A 20,509-nucleotide genomic window follows, 5' to 3' on the forward strand; every position below is an offset into this window, starting at 1 on the left:
GACCAATGAGCAACTCTATATCCAAGGGGTTTCGTCTGGCCCATACGATGATGCGGGTCACAGACATGGAAAAGTCTCTGGACTTCTATTGCGGAATTCTGGGTATGGAGGTGCTGCGGCGTACTGATTATCCCGAAGGTAAATTCACCAACACGTTTATCGGTTACGGGCCGGAAGCCGAGTTTCCCACACTGGAGCTAACCGCCAATTGGGACCAGGACACGCCTTACGACAAGGGCAATGGTTGGGGCCATATCTGCATTGAAACTCCGGATGTTTACGCCGCCTGCGAGCAGCTGTCAGCCGCTGGGGTAAACATCACTCGCCCGCCAGGGCCGATGAAGAATGGCACGAGGGTTATCGCCTTCTGCGAAGATCCTGACGGTTACAAAGTCGAATTGAACGAATCCATACTGAAACACTTGGCGCAGGAAGGCTGACCAAATGGGTGATACACCTCAACTTTTCAAATTCGACCTGGTGCAGAAACGCTACGACGCGATGGGCGACAGCGATACATACATTAAACCGATGGTGACCAGCGAGTTCAGCAAGTCGATGTGCGGCGGCATCAACGTACTCAATAATATCAAGGTGCCTTGGGACTTGACATGTGACGAGATCATCTACTGCCTTGAGGGCACTTTTCGACTGGTCTGCGACGGTGAAAGCTATGTCTGCAACCGTGGTGACGTGCTGTTTGTCCCGAAAGACAACCACATCTCATACGAGTCGGATGGCAAATGCGTGATCTTCTATGCTGCTTATCCTCACAACTGGAAACAGCTTGCCGGGATTACACAAGTTCCGGGTATCGACCCAGACGATTTCGTCCCGGGTTAAGCGCCTTGTGCGTTGAACGACAGGACAAGCAAAACAAGTGCCAACACCGGGGGTCGCCCTTGGTGAACTAAGTCTGATTGCCATTCGATTGGAGGATGCCAAATGCCCAAGGACAATGCAAACGCCCGAATCTACTATGAGTCATTCCACGAGGCTGTAGAGCGGAACCGTCCGCGTATTCCTGAAGTTCAGCAACGTTTGGAAAAGGCAGGCGTCAAGTATGTGATGGCTGCGTGGATCGATTTGCATGGTATTCCCAAAACCAAACCCGTCCCGATGAGTGATTTCGAACCGCTGTGTCTTGGGAAAGGGCCCCAATTCGCAGTGCATTCTATTTCTTACGTACCCGAACTCAGCCCTGCCGATAGCGATCAGGTGGTGGTGCCGGATCTCGATGCAGTCTACGTTTGTCCGTGGGACACATCGATGGCAATCATTTTCTCTGATCTGTATTGGGAAGATGCGCCTTACAATGTTTGCCCGCGTCAGGCCCTGAAGCGCGCCATGCAAGAAGCTGCGCTGGAGGGGTACACTGGTTATGCCGGGGTCGAACCTGAGTTCATCGTGATGAAGTACGACGACGCTGGCCACCCGGTAAAGGCCTTTGACGACGACCCTGCAATCGGTGTCCGACCACGCCGCCAGGCTTTTGGATATGATGTTGAATACTCGATCGACTCGATGGCGTTCCTGAAAGACATGATCGACATCATCGAAGGTCTGGGTTGGAACCTGCATGACGTGGTCGCAGAGGGTGCGTATTCACAGTTCGAACTGGATTTTCACTATACCAACATGCTGGAGATGTCCGATCGCCTGGCCTTTCTGCGGATCACTTTGAAAGAGGTGGCCAAAAAGCATGGGATGTTCGTGACCTTTATGCCGAAACCGACAGTGGGTGACTGGCGATCTGGTGCGCATATCAACATGTCAATGCAACATGATAGCCGCCCGGGTGAAAACATTTTTGAAACACCCGAAGGTGAATGGAGCGATGAAAGCCGTTGGGCCGTTGGCGGACTGATGAAGCATGCCGAAGCTATCACGGCTATCACTTGCCCAACCGTGAACTCCTATAACGGGTTGGTGCCTCGTGTTGGTGGGTTTGAAGGCGGCACGGTCACCTGGGCCCCGACGAATATTACTTATGGTTTCAACAATCGCTCGGCCCAGTTTCGCCTGCCGCAGAGCCGACATTGTATCGAAAATCGCGCGTGCGACATGACCATGAATGTCTATCTGGCAATGGCGATGCACCTCAGTTGCGCTGTTATGGGGATCAAGCACAGGATCAACCCGGGCAAGCCGACAGATTTTGACCTTTATTCGAAAACTGAAAATGAGCTTTCCGAGCTGGGAATCCGCCGGTTGCCGCGTACTCTTTTCAATGCGATCGAGGCTTTGCGGCACGACACTATGGCGGAACATGTGATGGGTCCCGTGATGCGTAAATCCTACCTGGAATACAAGAATGATGAGTGGGAGCGTTATCATCAATCGGTCACCGACTGGGAAGTTCAGGAATACCTAAGGCTCTACTAAGTCGGGAAGCATGAGATGATACCCGAATTTCAGATTTACGAGTTGGGTGACCTTCCTCTTTTGTCGGGCGAAGTACTGAAAGAGGCCAAGCTCGCCTATCAAACTTATGGCACGGTGTCTGAGACTGGCGACAACGTCATCATAATGCCGACCTTTTACACCGGTACAAATTCCCGAAACGAAGGTTTCTTTGGCCCAGGGCGGGCGATCGATCCTGCGCGGCATTTCATCATTAGCCCAAACCTGTTTGGCAATGGTCGTTCGTCGTCACCATCGACTGCGCCTGCGCAACAGAGCGGCCCTCGCTTTCCGCTGGTGCAGATGTGGGACAACATCGCTGCCCAACACCGATTGATCCGAGATCACCTTGGGATCGAAAAAATTGCTCTTGTCGCGGGTTGGTCAATGGCAGGTTGTCAGTCTTACCAGTGGGCGGCGCAATACCCGGATATGGTGCGGGCAATCCTTCCATTCTGTGCGTCGGCCAAAACCTCGCCTCATAATTTCGTCTTCCTCGAAGGCGTCAAGGCGGCCCTTTGCGCGGATCAAAATTGGAATGGCGGTAACTATGTCAATCCACCCGAAGCGGGGCTGAAGGCATTCGGTCGAGTCTATGCAGGATGGGCTTTTTCTCAGACCTTTTTTCGCGAAGGGCTTTATCGGCAACTTGGCTTTCAAACCATTGAGGAGTTGTTGCGGGATTGGGAGCTAGACCATGTACTGGGCTGGGACGCCAACGATCTGTTGGCCAAGCTGGCGACTTGGCAAGCTGGCGACGTCTCTATCGGACCGCTTTACAACGGGGATTACAAATTGGCATTGGGTGCCATCAAAGCTCGTGCCATTTTGATGCCTTGCGCGCAGGATCTCTATTTCCCACCAGAGGACAATGAAATCGAGGCCAGCCTCATGCCGAATGCCATCTTCCGTCCCTACCATTCGCCTTGGGGCCATTGCGCTGCTAACCCAGGAAATGATGTAGGCTTCACAGCGCAGTTGGACGCCAACATTCGTGAATTGCTAGGCGAATAGAGCGCGCTGGCACCGGTTGTTCCAAAGGTTTGCGACACATCCCGGCAAAGCGCCAAACGTTGGGATCGCTGCGATCCACAACAGAGATTCTTGTTTCTTTCAGTCGGTCTTCGGGTTTCAGCCCCAGTTCTACTGCGGTGCCGCACAACACTTGCAAGCTTGTTGAGGTTTTGGATTTCGTGTGCACAGGCATCGCATAGAAGACAACTACAGTAATCAGAAACCAAAACACAAATTTCAGGCATTGCACGTCCTCGCGGACCTAGGCGAAATATGACTGCAAAATCCAAACGGCTTGTGGGGGTGCAGAGCTTCCGCAAAAAACGGGCCGCACAGTTGAATGGTAACACAGCTACATTGGGGCCGTGCAAGCTCAGGAAACACTTTTCAATGGCTGGAAGCGGCAGAGATAAGGGTGTCTTTGCCCGAATGATGGTAGGCTTTTCCGAATATCACTGTGCAGAGTGGACTGTTATTTTCAATTCTACCTACCTAAAGGCACAGCGACCAGCTTGAGCATCGAAAAAGGTGTATGCGGGCGGCTGATGATCAGACAAAAGGCGAAATGAATACTAAACTGAATGTTGTCGGCGACAGCTGGGGGCGACACCCGGCGCTTACATTCTGTGCCTTCGTTGGCAAAGCAATACGGTTTGCATCCAGCTACACTTAGGCGAGCAGCTTCTCCGCGAGGGTTAGTTGGAGGAACGAAACCAAATCGCCGCTTCATCATAGCCAGATTCTGAAGCGTTCTCGGGCGGCACACTGATGCCGGATTTGACAACAATTTAGGGTTTGCCAGCGGGATAGTTTCTCTGCAGATCCGAAATTATGATTCTCAATAGCAACAACTTTATGAACGTTACATTAACGTCTCTTTTCTGCCCGAATTATGGCTGATAAGAACGTCCACGTGAGCAGTGATTTGTTTCTAAGTGCAGGCGGTAAAGATGAGAACCGGACAAAGCGGTCGTGTGGCCATTTCGTGGGCGCAAACAGAATTGGATGGTCTTGAAGGGGCGCCATTGTCGTTCATGGCTGTAGGGGCAGTGTGGTCGTGGCGGGGACATATTCTCTGCGTTGAAGATTTCACAGACACGGCGAAGGGCTTGCGTTCTCGGCTGCCGGATCACTTTATCTCTGAACAAGAGCTGGATGGTGACGCGTTAGGCGTAATTGTTCTGACAAATGGTGCGCAACAGTATTCAGCTTTATTGCACAGCGTCGGCACCCTGGGCGATCCGGTTCTTGTGTTCGAAAATGGATTGCCTACGCGTGAACAAGAATTCTGGGTCGACGAGGTGATCGAGATCAGGGTTGCCAATGATCAATCCACGGGTACAGCGGATACCGTTATTGCATTTCCGACGCGACCCAGCATGGCTTCTGACATTCACCCAGTCCCGCGTTTGCCAGCGGTGAATGCTGCTCAGGCAATGGACTGAGCGACATCGCAGTTTTTGCGTCCGAAAAATCACATCTTCTCATGCTCCACGTGTTGACTCTGCCTGAGCTGGGGATATAAGCGCGGCTTCATTGGTGTTGGTGGCCCCCGCAAGGGGATGCCTGTCATGGGGGAAACCTCAAGAGGACAACGCCCTTCATAGTAGGCGTCTGCTCCCTTCACGGGGGAACGCCTTCGACCACAAAGAAGGAGATCAGCCGTGACGAAACGCACGTCTGCCAAGCACAAAATCGACCGCCGGATGGGCGAAAACATCTGGGGTCGTCCGAAATCCCCGGTCAACCGTCGTGAATACGGCCCCGGTCAGCACGGCCAGCGCCGTAAGGGCAAATTGTCGGACTTCGGTCTGCAGCTGCGCGCCAAGCAGAAACTGAAGGGCTACTACGGCGACCTGACCGAGAAGCAGTTCCGTCGCATCTACGCCGAAGCCGAGCGTGTTAAGGGCGACACCGGTGAAAACCTGATCGGCCTGCTCGAGCGTCGTTTGGACGCCGTTGTATACCGCGCCAAATTCGTGCCGACCGTGTTTGCCGCACGTCAGTTCGTGAACCATGGCCACGTCAAAGTGAACGGCAAGCGGGTCAACATCCCCAGCTACCGCGTCAAAGAAGGCGACGTTATCGAAGTGCGCGACAAGTCCAAACAACTGGCTGTTGTTCTGGAAGCTGTTGCACTGGCCGAGCGTGATGTTCCCGACTACATCGATGCCGACCATTCGAAAATGACCGCGACCTTCGTGCGCGCCCCGGGTCTGAGCGATGTACCTTACCCGGTCATGATGGAACCGAACCTGGTCGTCGAATTCTACGCGAAGAACTAATCTTCGCCGATACAGTTTATAAAAAAGGCCGCGATCTTCGCGGCCTTTTTTGTTTCCTACACTGTTCTTGTTCAGAACGTGTCCGCTATCAAACGATATGCATGAAGAAATCGGCAGCGGATACTTCGACGTCTGCTTTGGCAGAAGTGCCGGTGTCAAAAGTGTCATCGGTAATTACGTCGATGTATTCACCTTCACCTGGCCCGAACTCGCCGCCGTTGTTACCCGCTTTGATTGTAAGGCCGAGTATGTCGCAATCACCAAAGTCGGTCTTGTCGAGATATTGCTCCAGCTCTGCGACAGTGATTTCGTTAACACCATCGCCAAAATCGTCGATCTTGAACTTGATGACCTCGTCCTCGCAATCGAGGTAAAGGACAATGTTAGAGATGTCCTTGTCGACAGTAATACACTGTTCAATCTCATACATCAGGTCGTCGACGGCACCACTTTCGTCAAAAGTGACCACAAGCTGCGATACATCTTCGAATTGGCTAAGATCAACAGTGCCGACTTTACCGTCAGAGCCGTCGCCTTCGGCCGCAATGACGATGACCCCAAGCGAGTTCCCCTCGCTATCAAAGGCTTCGAATTGCGCACCACCTTCGAACGCATCGACCAATGCGATACTGGTCAGGTTCACTGGTGTGTTGAAGTCAAACGTCAGCGTTCCGCCGCCTGCTTCGTCGTCAGGATCCGAGGAATCCCCGTCTTCGGAAACGATCAAAAGATTCCCCTGAGAGACTGTCGCCAAGTCAGTGTCGCCACCAGTTGGATTGGCGCTGTCAAAAATCATGGCTTCGTTTGAAATCCCTGACGGAGAGTTTGAAACACCCGTTACTGTGAAATCGGCAAAAACAAATTGATCTCCGGTATCACCAGCCAGCAACAGGCCGTCGTCATCACTTTCAAAGTCGATTGTCCGAGTCTTGGTGGACGACGTGATCGTCGCCATAGAATTAGGGTTACTATTCTTGGGCATGGCCCCCTCCACATTTAACCAAAACAAAACCACACGCAGAAGCTAAAGGACAAAAAGCCAAACAGCCTTACTGTCCACCTACGCGCGGCATACGCCCATGAGGTTCTAGCCTTTAGGAAATCGCCCCCAATTCCCAGTGCGAATTCTCGCTTTTATCTTTTGGTCCTGAAACACCAGTATCATACACGAGTTTGTGACATTCTCAAGAAAATGAGTTTTTTACCTAATTTGACTGCTTTTAATGCGTCGAATCTGCCGCGAAAGTTGCTTTTTTAAAGCGAATAGTCTGCTGCCCTAGATCGGTAACGGCCGTCCCTCGGCAATCGCTTCCATAGCGAAATAGGACGTGACACTGTCCAGCTCGACCTTTTCGATCAGGCGCTGATAAACCTTGTCGTAGGACGCCATGTCTTGGGTTACGACTTTCAGCTGATAGTCGTAGTCCCCTCCAATGCGATGAAAGTCTACAACTTCTGGAATTGTAAGTACGTGACTGCGAAATGCTTGCAGCCAGTCTGCTGAATGATGCCGGGTGCGCAACATAACAAACACCACAAGGCTTAGGCCCAGTTTTTCTCGGGCGATCCGTGCTGTCGAGCCAATGATGACACCGCTTTCGTTCAACGCTTTCAAGCGCCGCCAACACGCGTTTTGGGACAGCCCGACGCGATCGGCCAGCTCTCGCTGGGACAGCGTGGCATCTTTCTGTAGTTCGCGTAGAATGCCTTGATCAATCTGATCTAAATTTTTCATCATTATTAATCATATGACACAATATGAGATGAATAAATCCAAAAATATGTGAAGTTTATTGATCAAATACCAATCATATTGATGGCACAACAAGGAGCCTGATCTATGACCCTGTCCCATTTCCGCTCGACCATCCAATCCGCTAACTGCATCTCGACCCTGCGAGGCGGATTGATTGGTGAGAACGTTATGATCCCGGGTCTGAACGGGGACGTGCCGCTTGTGTATGCGGATTATGTCGCGTCGGGCCGCGCATTGCGGCAAGTCGAGGATTTTGTGGCCGAGCATGTGTTGCCGTTTTATGCCAACAGTCACACCGAAGCTTCCTATTGTGGGTCTTACATGACCCGCCTGCGCCGCGAGGCGCGGGCCGAGATTGCCCGTGTCGTTGGTGCCAAGGAAGAGGATGCGGTGATCTTTACCGGATCCGGCGCCACCGCGGGCCTCAACCGGCTGGTCAGCCTGATGGGAGTGAACGAGGCAGACCGGCCGGTTGTGTTGTTGGGGCCGTACGAGCATCACTCGAACATCCTGCCATGGCGCGAAAGCAAGGCGCGGGTGATTGAAATTCCCGAAGCGCCGGGCGGTGGTGTCGATCTGGAAGTGCTAGAACGTATTCTGTACGACCATGCCGCGTCGGATCTGATCATCGGGTCGTTTTCGGCCGCCTCCAATGTAACAGGCATTATCACCGACCCTGATCCGGTGACACGGATTCTCAAAGCGCATGGCGCGCTTGCCGTATGGGACTACGCCGGAGGCGGACCCTATCTGCCGATGAGCATGGGGCAGGGCGATACGTGCAAGGATGCAATTGTGGTCTCTCCGCACAAGTTTCCGGGCGGGCCGGGGGCCTCGGGTGTGTTGGTTGTTAACCAGAATATGGTGACGCGCCGCAGTCCAAGTTGGCCGGGCGGTGGGACTGTCAGCTTTGTCTCGCCATGGCGGCATGACTACAGCACCGATCTTGCAACGCGAGAGGAGGCCGGAACGCCGAACGTCATTGGTGATATCCGCGCGGCTTTGGCCTTTATCGTCAAGGACACGGTTGGAGAAGATGAGATCGCCGAGCGTGAGGCGCGCTATAACCGTATGGCGATCGCGGGTTGGGGGAATAATCCTAACCTGACGCTTCTGGGTTCCGAAAACGCGCACCGGTTGCCTATCTATTCATTCCTGGTGCGAGATAACGCGGGGAATCCGGTACACCAGCAGCTCTTCACGCGGATGTTGAGTGATATCTATGGAATACAAGCGCGTGGTGGCTGCGCGTGTGCTGGGCCGTATGCGCACCGTCTTTTGGAAATCGACCAGTCGACTTCGGATGAACTACACGCGGCGCTGTCTGCTGGGGAAGAGATGAAAAAGCCTGGCTGGGTACGTCTGAATTTCTCGTATTTGATGAGCGAGGATACGGTTCGCTTCATCATCGACAGCGTCAATGATCTGTCGCGGCGCACATCAGAGTTTGCCCCGTTCTACAGCGCCGACCCGGCGACTGCCCGCTTCAAAGCGGCGTGACGGAATTGCCGCTTTTCTCAACGCGTTGAGACAGGTATGAGGGGCTCCAATCAACGGAGCCTCTTATGACCAAGATTACCCCGCAACCCGGCATTATGGACATCGCGCTTTATCAGGGCGGTCAGTCGCATGTGGCGGGGGTTGCGCATGTGATCAAGCTTAGTTCCAACGAAAACCCTTTTGGTCCAAGTCCCAAGGCGATCGAAGCCGTGCGCGACAGTGCCGCCACCCTGCATCGCTATCCCAGTACGGACCACGCGCCTCTGCGCGACGCAATCGGTGCGCGCCACGGACTGGACCCGGCACGGATCATCTGCGGTGTGGGGAGCGACGAAGTGCTGCAGTTCGTCGCCCAAGCCTATGCCGGGCCGGGGGATGAGGTCATCTATACCGAGCACGGGTTTTCCATGTATCCGATCATCGCGCGGATGGCTGGCGCGACACCTGTGATGGTTCCTGAAAAGGATCGCCACGTCGACGTGGACAACATCCTTGCCGCCGTCACCGGTCAGACACGGATCGTGTTCGTGACCAATCCGGGTAACCCGACCTCGACCATGATCCCTGAAAGTGAGCTTGTGCGGCTGGCCGAGGCTCTGCCCGACAGTTGCCTGATGGTAATCGACGGGGCCTATGTCGAGTTCGTCGATGATTTTGATGGCGGAGCGTCCATCGTGGATCGGTTCGACAATGTGATCATGACTCGGACGTTCTCGAAAGTGTACGGTCTGGGTGGGATGCGCGTCGGCTGGGGCTATGCCGCGCAGTCGATCATTGATGTGCTCAACCGAGTGCGGCAGCCGTTTAACTTATCACTGGCCGCTTTGGCGGCGGCCGAAGCTGCGGTTAAGGACGAAGAGTTCCTGTCTCACTGTCAGGCCGAAAACGCGCGCCTGCGGGTGTGGTTGTCCGACGAACTGGCCAAGATCGGCGTGCCTTCGGATGCGTCCTGCACCAATTTCATCCTCGCCCGGTTCACCGATCAGGCCGAAGCTGAGGCTTGCGATGACTATCTGAAAACCCAAGGTTTGATCGTGCGGCGTGTGGCGGGATACAACTTGCCAAATGCGCTGCGCATCACAGTCGGCGATGAAGACGCGTGTCGCCGGGTCGTTGAAGCTATCACCGCATTCAAAGAGGGCGCAGCATGAGCCAGGTTTACGATCGTGTTGCCTTGATCGGGTTGGGCCTGATTGCTTCATCCATGTTCTGGGCGATCAAACGCGCCGGGCTTGCTGGCGAAGTGACGGGGTATGCGCGGTCTGCCGAGACGCGCGAAATCGCGCGGAAGATCGGCCTGTGCGATCGGGTTTGCGATTCAGCGCAAGAGGCGGCCAAGGGCGCCGATCTTGTCGTTCTTTGTGTGCCGGTTGGTGCGATGGGGGCGGTTGCTGCAGACATCGCGCCTGTTCTGAAGCCTGGGGCGACCGTGTCTGATGTGGGCTCGGTGAAACGACATGTGATCGAGGCGGTATCGCCCCATATTCCTGATGGCGTGCATTTCATTCCTGCCCACCCGTTGGCCGGGACCGAGCATTCCGGGCCCGAATCCGGTTTTGCTGAACTGTTCGACAATCGTTGGAACCTGCTGGTGCCGGTCAAGGGGTCTGACCCTGACGCTGTGGCGCGGTTGCGCGCCTTGTGGGAGGGCATGGGTGCCAATGTCGATGAGATGGATGCCGATCACCACGATTTGGTGTTGGCGGTGACGTCTCATGCGCCGCACCTGATCGCTTATACTATGGTTGGTGTGGCCGATGATCTGCGTCGGGTGACGGATAGCGAGGTCATTAAGTACTCGGCCGCAGGTTTTCGGGATTTCACGCGCATCGCGGCCTCGGATCCGACCATGTGGCGCGACGTGTTTCTAACCAATAAAGACGCGACGCTGGAAATCCTTGGACGTTTTACCGAGGAGTTATTCGCCCTGCAACGCGCCATCCGAACCGGCGATGGAGAGCAGCTTTTCGACTATTTCACCCGCACTCGGGCGATCCGTCGTGGGATTATCGACGCTGGCCAGGATACTGATGCGCCGGACTTTGGGCGAGGAAAGACAACCTCATGACGCTTAAGGTATTGCTGATCGGATTGCTTGCGCTCGGCGCAACGACGGTTCCTGCGGCGCCTTTGGATCAGTCCCTGGTCCCCCTTTCGCGCCCTGCAGAAAGTATTGTTTTAGCCTATGCGCAGCCGACCAGATTGCGCCCTGCCATGCGTCCGGAATCCGCTCAGGTTATCGCTACCGCTGCGCGGCCACTGGATTTGCCGTCGCTTGGACCGGATACATCGTTGATGCCTTACAAGCGGCCCAAGGCGGTCGAACAACAGGCGTTGTTCAAAAAGCGCAAACTGCGCAAAGGCTCGGTCTGTGGTGATATTGCGATTCAGGGCAAGGCCGTTGGCAAGGTTCCGGGTAGGATCAAAGCCTGTGGGATCAAGGATGCCGTGCAAGTCACGTCGGTATCGGGGGTTGCGCTTAGCAGACCTTCTACGATGGATTGCGGCACGGCAATCGCTTTGAATGAATGGGTGGACAAATCCGTCAAGCCAACGTTCCGGCGTCGCGGACCCGTGGTCGAGCTGCAAGTTGCTGCGCACTACGCTTGCCGGACGCGAAACAATCGCACGGGTGCAAAAATCTCGGAACACGGCAAGGGGCGCGCGATTGATATCTCAGGTTTCAAGATGGCCGATGGTGAGGTGGTGACGGTTTTAAACGGATGGCGCAAGAACCCTTCAAAAAAGCAGTTGACCAAGATCTGGCGCAACGCGTGTGGGCCGTTTGGAACAGTGCTTGGTCCGAATTCGGATCGGTACCACCGCGACCATTTCCATCTGGACACGGCCCGGCACCGGCGTGGGCCTTACTGCCGCTGACCGAGCTTATTTTCTTTTGTCGAACGCCAGAAGGTCCGTCTGGCCCTGTATTGCGTCGAACGATTGCGCCGTTAGTGGTGTAGGTTGGCGGCCAAAATCGATGACGTGTTCATAGTGATCGAACAGAAGGTCACGCAGTTTTTTATTGTGAGCAGACGACTCTGAAGGGGTATATTCGAGGAACACTGCCGGGCGACAGGTTTGTAGCGTCTTCAATACCCCTTCCAGCACTTCAAGCTCGTGCCCTTCGACATCAATCCATATCAAGGAAAGATCTTTGAAAGGCTCACTGTACTGTTCAAACAAGCGGTCAACCGTGGTGATATCAACTACTATCGCTTCATCGGAGTGATCGCCAATCCTTGATCCGCCCCTATTCATTTCGTTTGAAACGAAAGGCAATTGGCCGGAGGTGCTGGATGCACCCACTTGGAGATGCGTGACGCGGTCGCCCAGATTGTTGAGTTTTATGTTCCGCGTTAGCAGGTCATAGTTTTGTGGATCAGGCTCCAACGCAATGACATGCGTGCATTCAAGGTCACGGAAGAAATAGACAGTATGCGTTCCGATATTTGCGCCAATTTCAAGAACCGTACTAGCGCTCAGCGCAGCGCCTTCCTGTTTCAAGTAGTTTGAAAGCGCACTTAGAACCCTACGGCCGTATTCACCGCCTTAGGTGATCTGTTCTCCTATGACGTCATGTGGGTAGTAGATCAGGCAGTGATCCTGCATCTGGCGGAAAAAAACGACATCGTCTTTCCAGAGATCGCGCAAGATGGCGTTTCGAACCTTTTCAGCGCCCAGCGGGACGGTTTGTTGGACAACGCGGTTTTCAGACCCATATTCGACGCCCCTTGGACAGATTTAAAGCAGAAGTTGTTAGCGTAGGATCAAACGCGGTGCAGGCCCGATTGGCAAGGGGCCGAGCGCGACAAAGCCGTCGCGGAAATTAAGCTGCAAGTCCAGTGCGTTGGGGTTGCCGCCTAGGCCCGCCATGAAGTTTAAGGCACGGGTTACCGGATCAACCGCCTGATCGGGCAGGGCGCCTGCTGCATTGGCCATGGCAATCATATCGCGCCAGTTTTCTGCCTTGATTGCGATCTCGCCGGTGGGGATGCCTTGGGGGTCAACGTCCAACTCTCCGGCAGCGAACAAGCGCAGCGCGCCCCATTTCATCTCGGCCAGACGGAGTTCAATGTTCACGGGTTGCGGCCTGCTCAGTTCCAGCGCGGACCGGTCCCAAGGTCTGTCGAATGTTGCACGCATGTCCAACTCGAGCGTTTCGAAGGTCTGCGGCAGTGTGGTGGCTGATCGCATCAGCGCGCGCAACTCATCCCCGGGCATGAAGGCATCAATGCGAGCGCTGATCATGTATGTTTCGGGCGTCTCAGTCTGCTCCATTACAAGCGCCAGGGTTTCGCCTCCGGCCAGGGCCTCGGAATTGTCGGCGACCGACCATGCTCCGGCTGTCAGGGCCATCTTTTCCAGGACCAGCGCAACACCGGGCTGAAGCTGTAGCTCAGCTTGCATATCAGCGGCTTGAATGGCCGATGTCTGATCAAAATAGGACAGCCGTTGCGGCGTGTCGGCAAAACGCAAAACCTGTCTGCCGGGCCAGATTGCGGGGCTTTGGAATTGAATCCAATCGGCGCTCCAGGCGGTGCCGTTGAACGGGTCGGCAAGCGCGGGACTGCTCAGGCGTGTTACGTGGCTCAACGGGTATCCGGCTGTTGTGACCTCAGCGAACTCGGCTTGCCAGCCCTGTTCTTGCTGCGTGTCGAACCAAGTCGTGATCGCGTTTCGCAAGCCGATGCCGGCGACGAACCAGTAAGCGCTCCAGATCACAGTTATGACAATGATGACTCGTATCAGCCCGCGCATGGCAGTTGGCCCTTTTTCCCACCTCAAATTTGATGTTTATAGGCGCAAACGGGCAAGGACCAGAGTTATGACGATGTGGGTTTTCGGATATGGGTCGCTGTTGTGGAATCCCGGCTTTCCTGTGGCCCGCAGTGAACGCGCGACTTTGATCGGCTACGCACGCTCATTTTGCATGAGTTCGATTCACCATCGCGGTACCGAGGATGAGCCGGGCCTTGTTCTGGCGCTGGATGAACAAGACGACGCACAGTGCAAAGGGTTGGCTCTTGAGGTTCAGGCAGGCCACGAAGATCGCACCTTACAAGAGCTGCGAGAGCGCGAGTTGATATCTTCCGCCTATGTCGAAAAGATGCTGGATGTGCATTTGGAAACCGGTGACACGGTCAATGCGGTCACTTACGTGATCGAAAAAGACCATGTGCAGTATTGCGGGGGAATGCCTTTGGAAGAGCAGGCCCAGATCATCGCACACGCCGTTGGTGGTCGGGGGCCAAACACTGAATACCTTTATAACACTGCCGAACATCTGGCCGAGATTGGCCTGCACGATGCCGATCTTGAGTGGTTGGCGCAACGCGTGCGTGACATTACCGCATAAACCCTTGGCGTAACCGGCGGATTTTCGCTAGATTTATCCTCAGAGCAGCTAAAGACCGGGAACCACGCGCATGGCGCAGGCACATCAAAGCGCGAGACCGCATTTCTCGCAACCCATTCGTCAGATCGTAACGATGTTGGTTGCGATTGCACTGGCGGGTGGCGGAGTTTTTATGGCTCTGCCCTATGTTCTGCCTGTTTTCTACGCCAACCCTTACCTGAACGGGTTCATTCTGCTGGTATTTGGCATCGGCGTATTGGCCTGTTTTTATCAGGTGACACAGCTGATCGGCTCGGTTCGTTGGATCGAAGCCTTCGTCGGTGGCGTCGTACGCGAAGACGCTCGGACCCCGCAGCTCTTGGCCCCTCTGGCGTCGCTGCTGCGGGAACGTGGGGCGCGGTCTCAGATCAGCTCTAGCTCGACCCGGTCCATTCTGGACTCGGTAGCAGAACGGGTTGAAGAAGAACGCGAGATCACGCGTTACATCACCAATGTTCTGATTTATCTGGGTCTGCTGGGCACTTTCTTTGGTCTGGCGACAACTGTTCCGGCCATTGTTGACACGATCCGCAGCCTAAACCCCCAAGAAGGGGAAGAAGGGCTGGCTGTCTTCAACCGCCTTATGGTCGGGCTCGAGGCGCAGCTGCAGGGTATGGGCGTGGCCTTTGGGTCATCGCTTTTGGGTTTGGCCGGATCGTTGATCGTCGGCCTGCTTGAACTGTTTGCAGGTCACGGGCAAAGCCGGTTCTACCGCGAGTTGGAAGAGTGGCTGTCGTCAATCACCCGAGTCGGGTTCGCTTCTGGTGATGAAGGTGGGGCTGAACTGGCGGTTCTTACCCCTGTTCTGGATGCAATGTCCGAACAGATGAATGCGTTGCAGGATCTTTTCGAAGCGCAAGAGGCCGACCGCGCATCGGTGTCCGCCAACCTGAATCAGCTGGTCAGTTCGATAGGTGAAATGAACATGCGCCAGTCCGAGGCCGAAGGGGTCACAGCCGCGCTGGAACGCGTTGCTCTGGGACAGGATGCCTTGTTGGACCACATGCGCGAGCAAGGCACTGGCGATGGGATCGATGCCGAAAGCCGCATGCGCCTGCGGTCCATGGATGTTCAGTTACTTCGTATTCTCGAAGAAATCTCGGCGGGTCGCCAGGAAAGCATGAGTGAACTGCGCAAAGACATTGAACTGTTGGTCAAGGCTTTGACCTTGCCACGGGGCGCCGTTCGCACCACTCCGGACGGAGAATAACCCATGGCCCTGTCTCGCCGCACAGGTCAACGGTTTCAGGGCTCTGTCTGGCCAGGCTTCGTGGATGCGATCACTGGGCTGTTGATGGTGCTGACCTTTGTCCTGACCATTTTCATGGTCGTGCAATTCGTTCTGCGTGAAACGATCTCGGGTCAGGAAGATGAGCTGTCTGCCTTGTCTGGCGAGGTTGCCGCGTTGGCCAACGCGCTGGGTTTGGAAGAGCGTGAGAACAGTCGGCTTGAGGCGCGGTTGGGAGCTTTGAATTCGACCTTGTCCCAAGTCGAAGGCGAACTTGTTGATGCTCAGTTGCGTCTCACTAAATTTGAAGATCAGGTCGCTGCGCTTCTTGCAGATCAGGAACGCGCGCGCGGGGCCATCGCGTCGCTGGAGTCGGAACGTGAGACCCTGTTGACCGAACAAGAAGCGTTGAACCTTGCCCTTGCCCAAAGCCGTTCGGAAATTGACGCACAGGCCGAGGCCGCGCGTCTGGCAGCCGCGCGACGTGAGGCGCTTGAGGCACTTGTTGCTGATCTCGAACAAAGCGGCACGGCCCAAGAGGCATTGATTTCCGAGCTCGAAGAGCAGCTAAGCGCAGAAGAAACCGCCCGATTGGCCGAGGCAGCAGCGGCAGAAAACCTGCGAAACCGGCTTCAGGATGCGGATGCGGAACTGACGGCCATGACGCTTGCGCTAGAGGCGCAAAGGAAAGAGGCCGAGGATACGCTTACCCTTCTTGCGGCGGCGCAAGCCGCCAAAGCAGAGTTGGAGCGTCAGTTCGGCGAGTTGAATACTGAGGAGTTGCAAGCCCAGCTTGAAGCTGCCTTGGCTGCGCGCACGCAGGCCCAGACCGAAGCGCAGGAGCAGCGCACGCTAGCAGAGGAAAGAGCTGCGCTGCTGGCCGTCGCGCGCGAAGCGATCTCGGCAGAACAGGCGGTTTCCGCAAAAGCGCAGCGCCAAACCGCGCTGCTGAATCAGCAGATGGCCGCCCTCCGTAACCAGCTGGGCGGTTTGCAAGCCTTGCTGGACGACTACGAAGAGCGAAACGCTGCCGCCGACATCCGCATTCAGACGTTGGGGCAGGATCTGAACGCTGCACTTGCCCGTGCGGCCTCGGAAGAGCGCCGCCGCCGACTTCTGGAAGAGGCTGAGCGCGTCCGGTTGGAAGCCGAAGCCGAAAAGCTTTCGGGTCAGAACGAAGAACTGGCTGCTCAGGCTGAGGATTTGCAGCGCTATCGCTCGGAATTCTTCGGCCGGCTCCGGGATGTTTTGGGGGATCAGGAGGGTGTTCGGATCGAAGGCGACCGCTTTGTGTTTTCGTCCGAGGTTTTGTTTGATACCGGCTCGGCCGTTCTGTCCCCCGCAGGCCAGCTTGAGGTCGCAAAAGTTGCCAACATCCTGCGGACCGTGGCAGCCGAGATCCCAGAAGGTCTGAACTGGGTTATCCGGGTCGATGGTCATACCGACAACGTCCCACTGGCAGGATCAGGTCGTTATCGCGATAACTGGGAACTTAGCCAGGGCCGCGCGTTGTCGGTCGTGCTGTATATGGTCGAAGCGCTGGGTATCCCACCGAACCGCCTGGCGGCCAACGGGTTTGGGGAGTTTCAGCCTGTAAACCCGGCGGACACGCCAGAAGCCCGCGCCCAGAACCGCCGGATCGAGCTGAAACTGACCGAACGCTGATTGTGTATCTCTGATTTGGGACGGTCTGAACCTACGCTAAAATAGCGGCGTAGTCGCATGGAAAAGGCCACGCGCATCCCTATATTATGTACCCTAGGTTGAACGGGTAGGGATCGTGAAAGCAGGCGTTTCGGAACTTCTCTATATTGTTGATAGCGCACTAAGCGCTCCTTACCGTCGTGTAACAAGGTGCGAAATGCGCTGTGGGGCCGCGGTTTGGCTCAAACGGATCGAGCGTTCGGGTCCACACCTTTGGGCTGTGAAGGGGTTGCCCGGGCAAGCTTTTGATAGGGACCGGCGATCGCATCGCTTCCTGCGCAGTTGCGGAGTTCCCGTTCCGGCGGTTCTTCTGGAAAGTGACAGCTATTTTGTAGTCGCAGACGCAGGGCATAGTTTGAGCGCCTTATGCGGCGACCCGCTTGTAACCAAAATGGAGAAATTGGCGGCCTGCAGTGCGGCCGGGAAAGCGCTTGCGCGTCTGCATGCAGCGGATCTGGCGCATGGGCGCCCCGCATTTCGGGACATGTGCTGGGACGGGCGCAGAATACGCTTTATTGACTTCGAATATTTCGATCCAAGCCAGGCCGGATCGATTAGAAAAGCCCGAGATATTGGCATCGCGCTTTTGTCTGCCCTTTCTCAAGGCGGTGAAGGCGTACGTTATGCCCGTTCGTTTTTGTCAGCGTATCGCTTGGCTCGCAGGAAGAGGTCGAAGCCGTATTTAACACCGCTATGGGATCAACCGAGACAACGGTGCAATGAAAAACCCGCCGTATTGGGCGGGTTTTTCTTTTCTCATCGATCAGTCGGCTGTGAGCAAGGGTGGTTTGTCGCCCGGTATGCGGGGCTGATCGGGGCCCAGAATTTCCAGGTTCAGATCGCCTTTCTTGACCGAAACGCGGACCACGCCGCCCTTGGCCAGCTTGCCGAATAGCAGCTCCTCGGCCAAAGGCTTCTTGATGTGTTCCTGAATGACGCGGCCCAGCGGGCGCGCACCCATCTTGTCGTCATACCCTTTGTCCGCCAACCATTCGGCGGCCTTGGGTGTCAGGTCAAAGGTCACATTGCGGTCCATCAACTGTGCCTCGAGTTGCAGCACGAATTTCTCGACAACTTGAAGGATGACCTCTTTCGGCAGCGGCGCGAACGAAATCACCGCGTCCAGACGGTTGCGGAATTCCGGTGTGAAGGTCCGTTCAATCGCAGCGGTATCTTCGCCTTCGCGACGGTCGCGTCCAAAGCCGATCGCGGCCTTGGCTTGCTCCTGAGCGCCCGCGTTCGAGGTCATGATCAGCACAACGTTGCGGAAATTCACCGTGCGGCCGTTGTGGTCCGTCAACTCACCATGATCCATAACCTGCAACAGGATGTTGAAGACGTCCGGATGCGCTTTCTCGATCTCATCCAGCAGCAGCACGCAATGCGGATGCTGGTCAACCCCGTCAGTCAGAAGACCGCCCTGATCGAACCCGACATAACCCGGAGGCGCACCGATCAGACGAGAAACGGCGTGTTTCTCCATGTATTCAGACATGTCGAAACGCAGCAGTTCTACACCCAGCGTATCTGCCAGCTGTTTCGCCACTTCGGTTTTACCCACACCGGTCGGACCTGCGAACAGGTAGTTACCGATGGGCTTTTCAGGTTCACGAAGGCCCGCGCGCGCCAGTTTGATTGCGCTGGACAACGCGACAATGGCGTCGTCCTGACCGAACACCACCCGTTTCAGCGAGGTCTCAAGGTCTTTTAGAACCTCGGCATCGTCTTTGGTGACGTTCTTGGGCGGGATGCGCGCGATCTTGGCGACCACGGCCTCAATCTCTTTCACGCCGATTGTTTTGCGACGCTTGCTTTCCGCGACCAAATGCTGAGCTGCACCGGCCTCGTCAATAACGTCGATAGCCTTGTCAGGCAGTTTGCGGTCATTGATGTAGCGCGCCGACAGTTCCACCGCCGTTTTGATCGCGTCCGCAGTGTATTTGATCGCGTGATGCTCTTCAAAATACGGTTTAAGGCCGCGCAGGATTTTCACGCTGTCCTCGACCGAAGGCTCATTCACGTCGATCTTCTGGAACCGGCGGCTGAGCGCGCGGTCCTTTTCGAAATGCTGCCGGAACTCTTTGTATGTGGTCGAACCCATCGTGCGAAGTTTACCGCCCTGTAGGGCAGGTTTCAGAAGGTTCGACGCATCCATTGCGCCGCCCGAAGTGGCTCCTGCGCCGATGACTGTGTGAATCTCGTCAATGAACAGCACGGCATCGGGATGCTCTTCCAATTCGGTTACGACTGCTTTCAGTCGCTCTTCGAAATCACCGCGATAACGCGTGCCCGCCAGCAAAGCGCCCATATCCAGCGAATAAATCGTGGTTTCGGACAGCACATCGGGCGCTTCGCCCACGACGATTTTATGGGCCAAACCTTCGGCGATAGCGGTTTTCCCCACGCCCGGATCACCCACCAGCAGCGGGTTATTCTTGCGGCGACGGCAAAGCACTTGAATGCAACGTTCAACTTCATCCGCGCGGCCAATCAGCGGATCTACGTCCCCTGCACGGGATTTGGTGTTCAGATCAACGCAGTATTTGCCAAGTGCGCTTTCCTTCTGCTCACCTTCGCCAGCAGAGGGTTGCGTTTCGTCCTCGACCTGATCCGCGCCCGAGACCGATCGGCTTTCGCCGTAAGCTGGGTCTTTGGCGACGCCATGTGCGATAAAATTCACCGCGTCATACCGTGTCATGTCCTGTTCTTGCAGGAAATAGGCCGCGTTGCTTTCGCGTTCAGCAAAGATCGCAACCAGCACGTTTGCGCCCGTGACCTCGGTCCGGCCCGAGCTTTGAACGTGGATGGCGGCGCGCTGGATCACGCGTTGGAAAGCGGCCGTTGGCACAGCCTCGGACCCGTCGATATCTGTAACCAGATTAGACAGGTCTTCGTCGATGAATTCGACCAGAGTGCTGCGCAGCTCATCCAGATCGACGCTGCAGGCTTTCATAACTCGGATCGCGTCCGGTTCTTCCAGCAGCGCCAGCAGCAGATGCTCTAGCGTGGCGAATTCGTGTCGCCGTTCGTTCGCAGCCGCAAGGGCCGCGTGAATGGCTTGTTCTAATGTGCTCGAGAATGAAGGCACGCGGGTGCTCCTCTGTCTTGGGTCGGAAGGGGCGCGGGCTTTTGGCCGGATCCCCATCCCAACCGTGTCCTCATACTATTAGAGTTTGGTTGATCATGGCCCGGCTTCAAGGGTTTTCTTTCACTTGACAGTC

General features: G+C 55.6%; 18 protein-coding genes. 13 read left to right on the forward strand and 5 right to left on the reverse strand.

Going from position 1 to position 20,509, the window contains the following annotated elements; all coding sequences use genetic code 11:
• Positions 1-5: 5 nt before the first annotated feature.
• The 6 genes from gloA (at position 6) to rpsD (ending at position 5,702) form a co-directional block, all read left to right on the forward strand.
• Positions 6-440, forward strand: a complete 435-nt coding sequence (gloA, locus tag ACR0DX_RS07135; protein WP_170352300.1) for a lactoylglutathione lyase — start codon at positions 6-8, stop codon at positions 438-440.
• Positions 441-444: 4 nt separating this feature from the next.
• Positions 445-843: a cupin domain-containing protein gene (locus tag ACR0DX_RS07140; RefSeq protein ID WP_170352301.1), complete on the forward strand. Its 399-nt coding sequence runs from the start codon at positions 445-447 to the stop codon at positions 841-843.
• Between the two features lie 102 nt (positions 844-945).
• A complete protein-coding gene (locus ACR0DX_RS07145; RefSeq protein WP_170724362.1) occupies positions 946-2,385 on the forward strand; it encodes a glutamine synthetase family protein in 1,440 nt (479 codons plus the stop codon).
• Positions 2,386-2,400: 15 nt separating this feature from the next.
• A complete protein-coding gene (locus tag ACR0DX_RS07150; RefSeq protein WP_170352303.1) occupies positions 2,401-3,417 on the forward strand; it encodes an alpha/beta fold hydrolase in 1,017 nt (338 codons plus the stop codon).
• A gap of 950 nt (positions 3,418-4,367) precedes the next feature.
• Positions 4,368-4,862, forward strand: coding sequence for a hypothetical protein (locus tag ACR0DX_RS07155; protein ID WP_170352304.1), 495 nt, complete (start codon positions 4,368-4,370; stop codon positions 4,860-4,862).
• A gap of 219 nt (positions 4,863-5,081) precedes the next feature.
• Complete coding sequence (gene rpsD, locus ACR0DX_RS07160) at positions 5,082-5,702, forward strand: 30S ribosomal protein S4 (protein WP_170352305.1); 621 nt, start codon at positions 5,082-5,084, stop codon at positions 5,700-5,702.
• A gap of 88 nt (positions 5,703-5,790) precedes the next feature.
• Here rpsD and ACR0DX_RS07165 read toward each other — a convergent pair whose 3' ends face one another.
• Complete coding sequence (locus tag ACR0DX_RS07165) at positions 5,791-6,684, reverse strand: hypothetical protein (protein ID WP_170352306.1); 894 nt, start codon at positions 6,682-6,684, stop codon at positions 5,791-5,793.
• A 294-nt stretch (positions 6,685-6,978) separates the two neighbouring features.
• The gene (locus ACR0DX_RS07170) at positions 6,979-7,440 is read right to left on the reverse strand and encodes an Lrp/AsnC family transcriptional regulator (RefSeq protein WP_170352307.1); all 462 of its coding nucleotides are present in this window, start codon (positions 7,438-7,440) and stop codon (positions 6,979-6,981) included.
• A 102-nt stretch (positions 7,441-7,542) separates the two neighbouring features.
• Here ACR0DX_RS07170 and ACR0DX_RS07175 point away from each other — a divergent pair, with 102 nt between their 5' ends.
• The 4 genes from ACR0DX_RS07175 (at position 7,543) to ACR0DX_RS07190 (ending at position 11,838) form a co-directional block, all read left to right on the forward strand.
• Positions 7,543-8,958 (forward strand): aminotransferase class V-fold PLP-dependent enzyme, encoded by a 1,416-nt coding sequence (locus ACR0DX_RS07175; RefSeq protein ID WP_480845629.1) that lies wholly within the window; start codon positions 7,543-7,545, stop codon positions 8,956-8,958.
• A gap of 65 nt (positions 8,959-9,023) precedes the next feature.
• On the forward strand, positions 9,024-10,109 hold the full coding sequence (gene hisC / locus ACR0DX_RS07180) for a histidinol-phosphate transaminase (protein WP_170352309.1): 1,086 nt from the start codon (positions 9,024-9,026) through the stop codon (positions 10,107-10,109).
• The gene (locus ACR0DX_RS07185) at positions 10,106-11,026 is read left to right on the forward strand and encodes a prephenate/arogenate dehydrogenase family protein (RefSeq protein WP_170352310.1); all 921 of its coding nucleotides are present in this window, start codon (positions 10,106-10,108) and stop codon (positions 11,024-11,026) included. Before hisC ends, ACR0DX_RS07185 begins: the two co-directional genes overlap by 4 nt.
• Positions 11,023-11,838: an extensin family protein gene (locus tag ACR0DX_RS07190; protein WP_170352311.1), complete on the forward strand. Its 816-nt coding sequence runs from the start codon at positions 11,023-11,025 to the stop codon at positions 11,836-11,838. Before ACR0DX_RS07185 ends, ACR0DX_RS07190 begins: the two co-directional genes overlap by 4 nt.
• Before the next feature lie 6 nt (positions 11,839-11,844).
• Here ACR0DX_RS07190 and ACR0DX_RS07195 read toward each other — a convergent pair whose 3' ends face one another.
• Positions 11,845-12,465, reverse strand: coding sequence for an FkbM family methyltransferase (locus ACR0DX_RS07195; protein WP_170352312.1), 621 nt, complete (start codon positions 12,463-12,465; stop codon positions 11,845-11,847).
• A gap of 252 nt (positions 12,466-12,717) precedes the next feature.
• A complete protein-coding gene (locus ACR0DX_RS07200) occupies positions 12,718-13,719 on the reverse strand; it encodes a DUF2125 domain-containing protein (RefSeq protein WP_170352313.1) in 1,002 nt (333 codons plus the stop codon).
• Positions 13,720-13,786: 67 nt separating this feature from the next.
• Between ACR0DX_RS07200 and ACR0DX_RS07205 the strand changes: the two genes are divergently transcribed.
• From ACR0DX_RS07205 to ACR0DX_RS07215, 3 genes are all read left to right on the forward strand, one after another.
• Positions 13,787-14,317, forward strand: a complete 531-nt coding sequence (locus ACR0DX_RS07205; protein WP_170352314.1) for a gamma-glutamylcyclotransferase — start codon at positions 13,787-13,789, stop codon at positions 14,315-14,317.
• Between the two features lie 70 nt (positions 14,318-14,387).
• Positions 14,388-15,566: a biopolymer transporter ExbB gene (locus ACR0DX_RS07210; protein WP_170352315.1), complete on the forward strand. Its 1,179-nt coding sequence runs from the start codon at positions 14,388-14,390 to the stop codon at positions 15,564-15,566.
• Positions 15,567-15,569: 3 nt separating this feature from the next.
• Entirely contained in the window at positions 15,570-17,249 is a 1,680-nt protein-coding gene (locus tag ACR0DX_RS07215) for a peptidoglycan -binding protein (RefSeq protein ID WP_170352316.1), read from the forward strand.
• 802 nt (positions 17,250-18,051) lie between these two features.
• Here ACR0DX_RS07215 and clpA read toward each other — a convergent pair.
• On the reverse strand, positions 18,052-20,376 hold the full coding sequence (clpA, locus tag ACR0DX_RS07220) for an ATP-dependent Clp protease ATP-binding subunit ClpA (protein ID WP_170352317.1): 2,325 nt from the start codon (positions 20,374-20,376) through the stop codon (positions 18,052-18,054).
• Between the last annotated feature and the right edge of the window lie 133 nt (positions 20,377-20,509).

The organism is Ruegeria sp. D3, assembly GCF_056534465.1.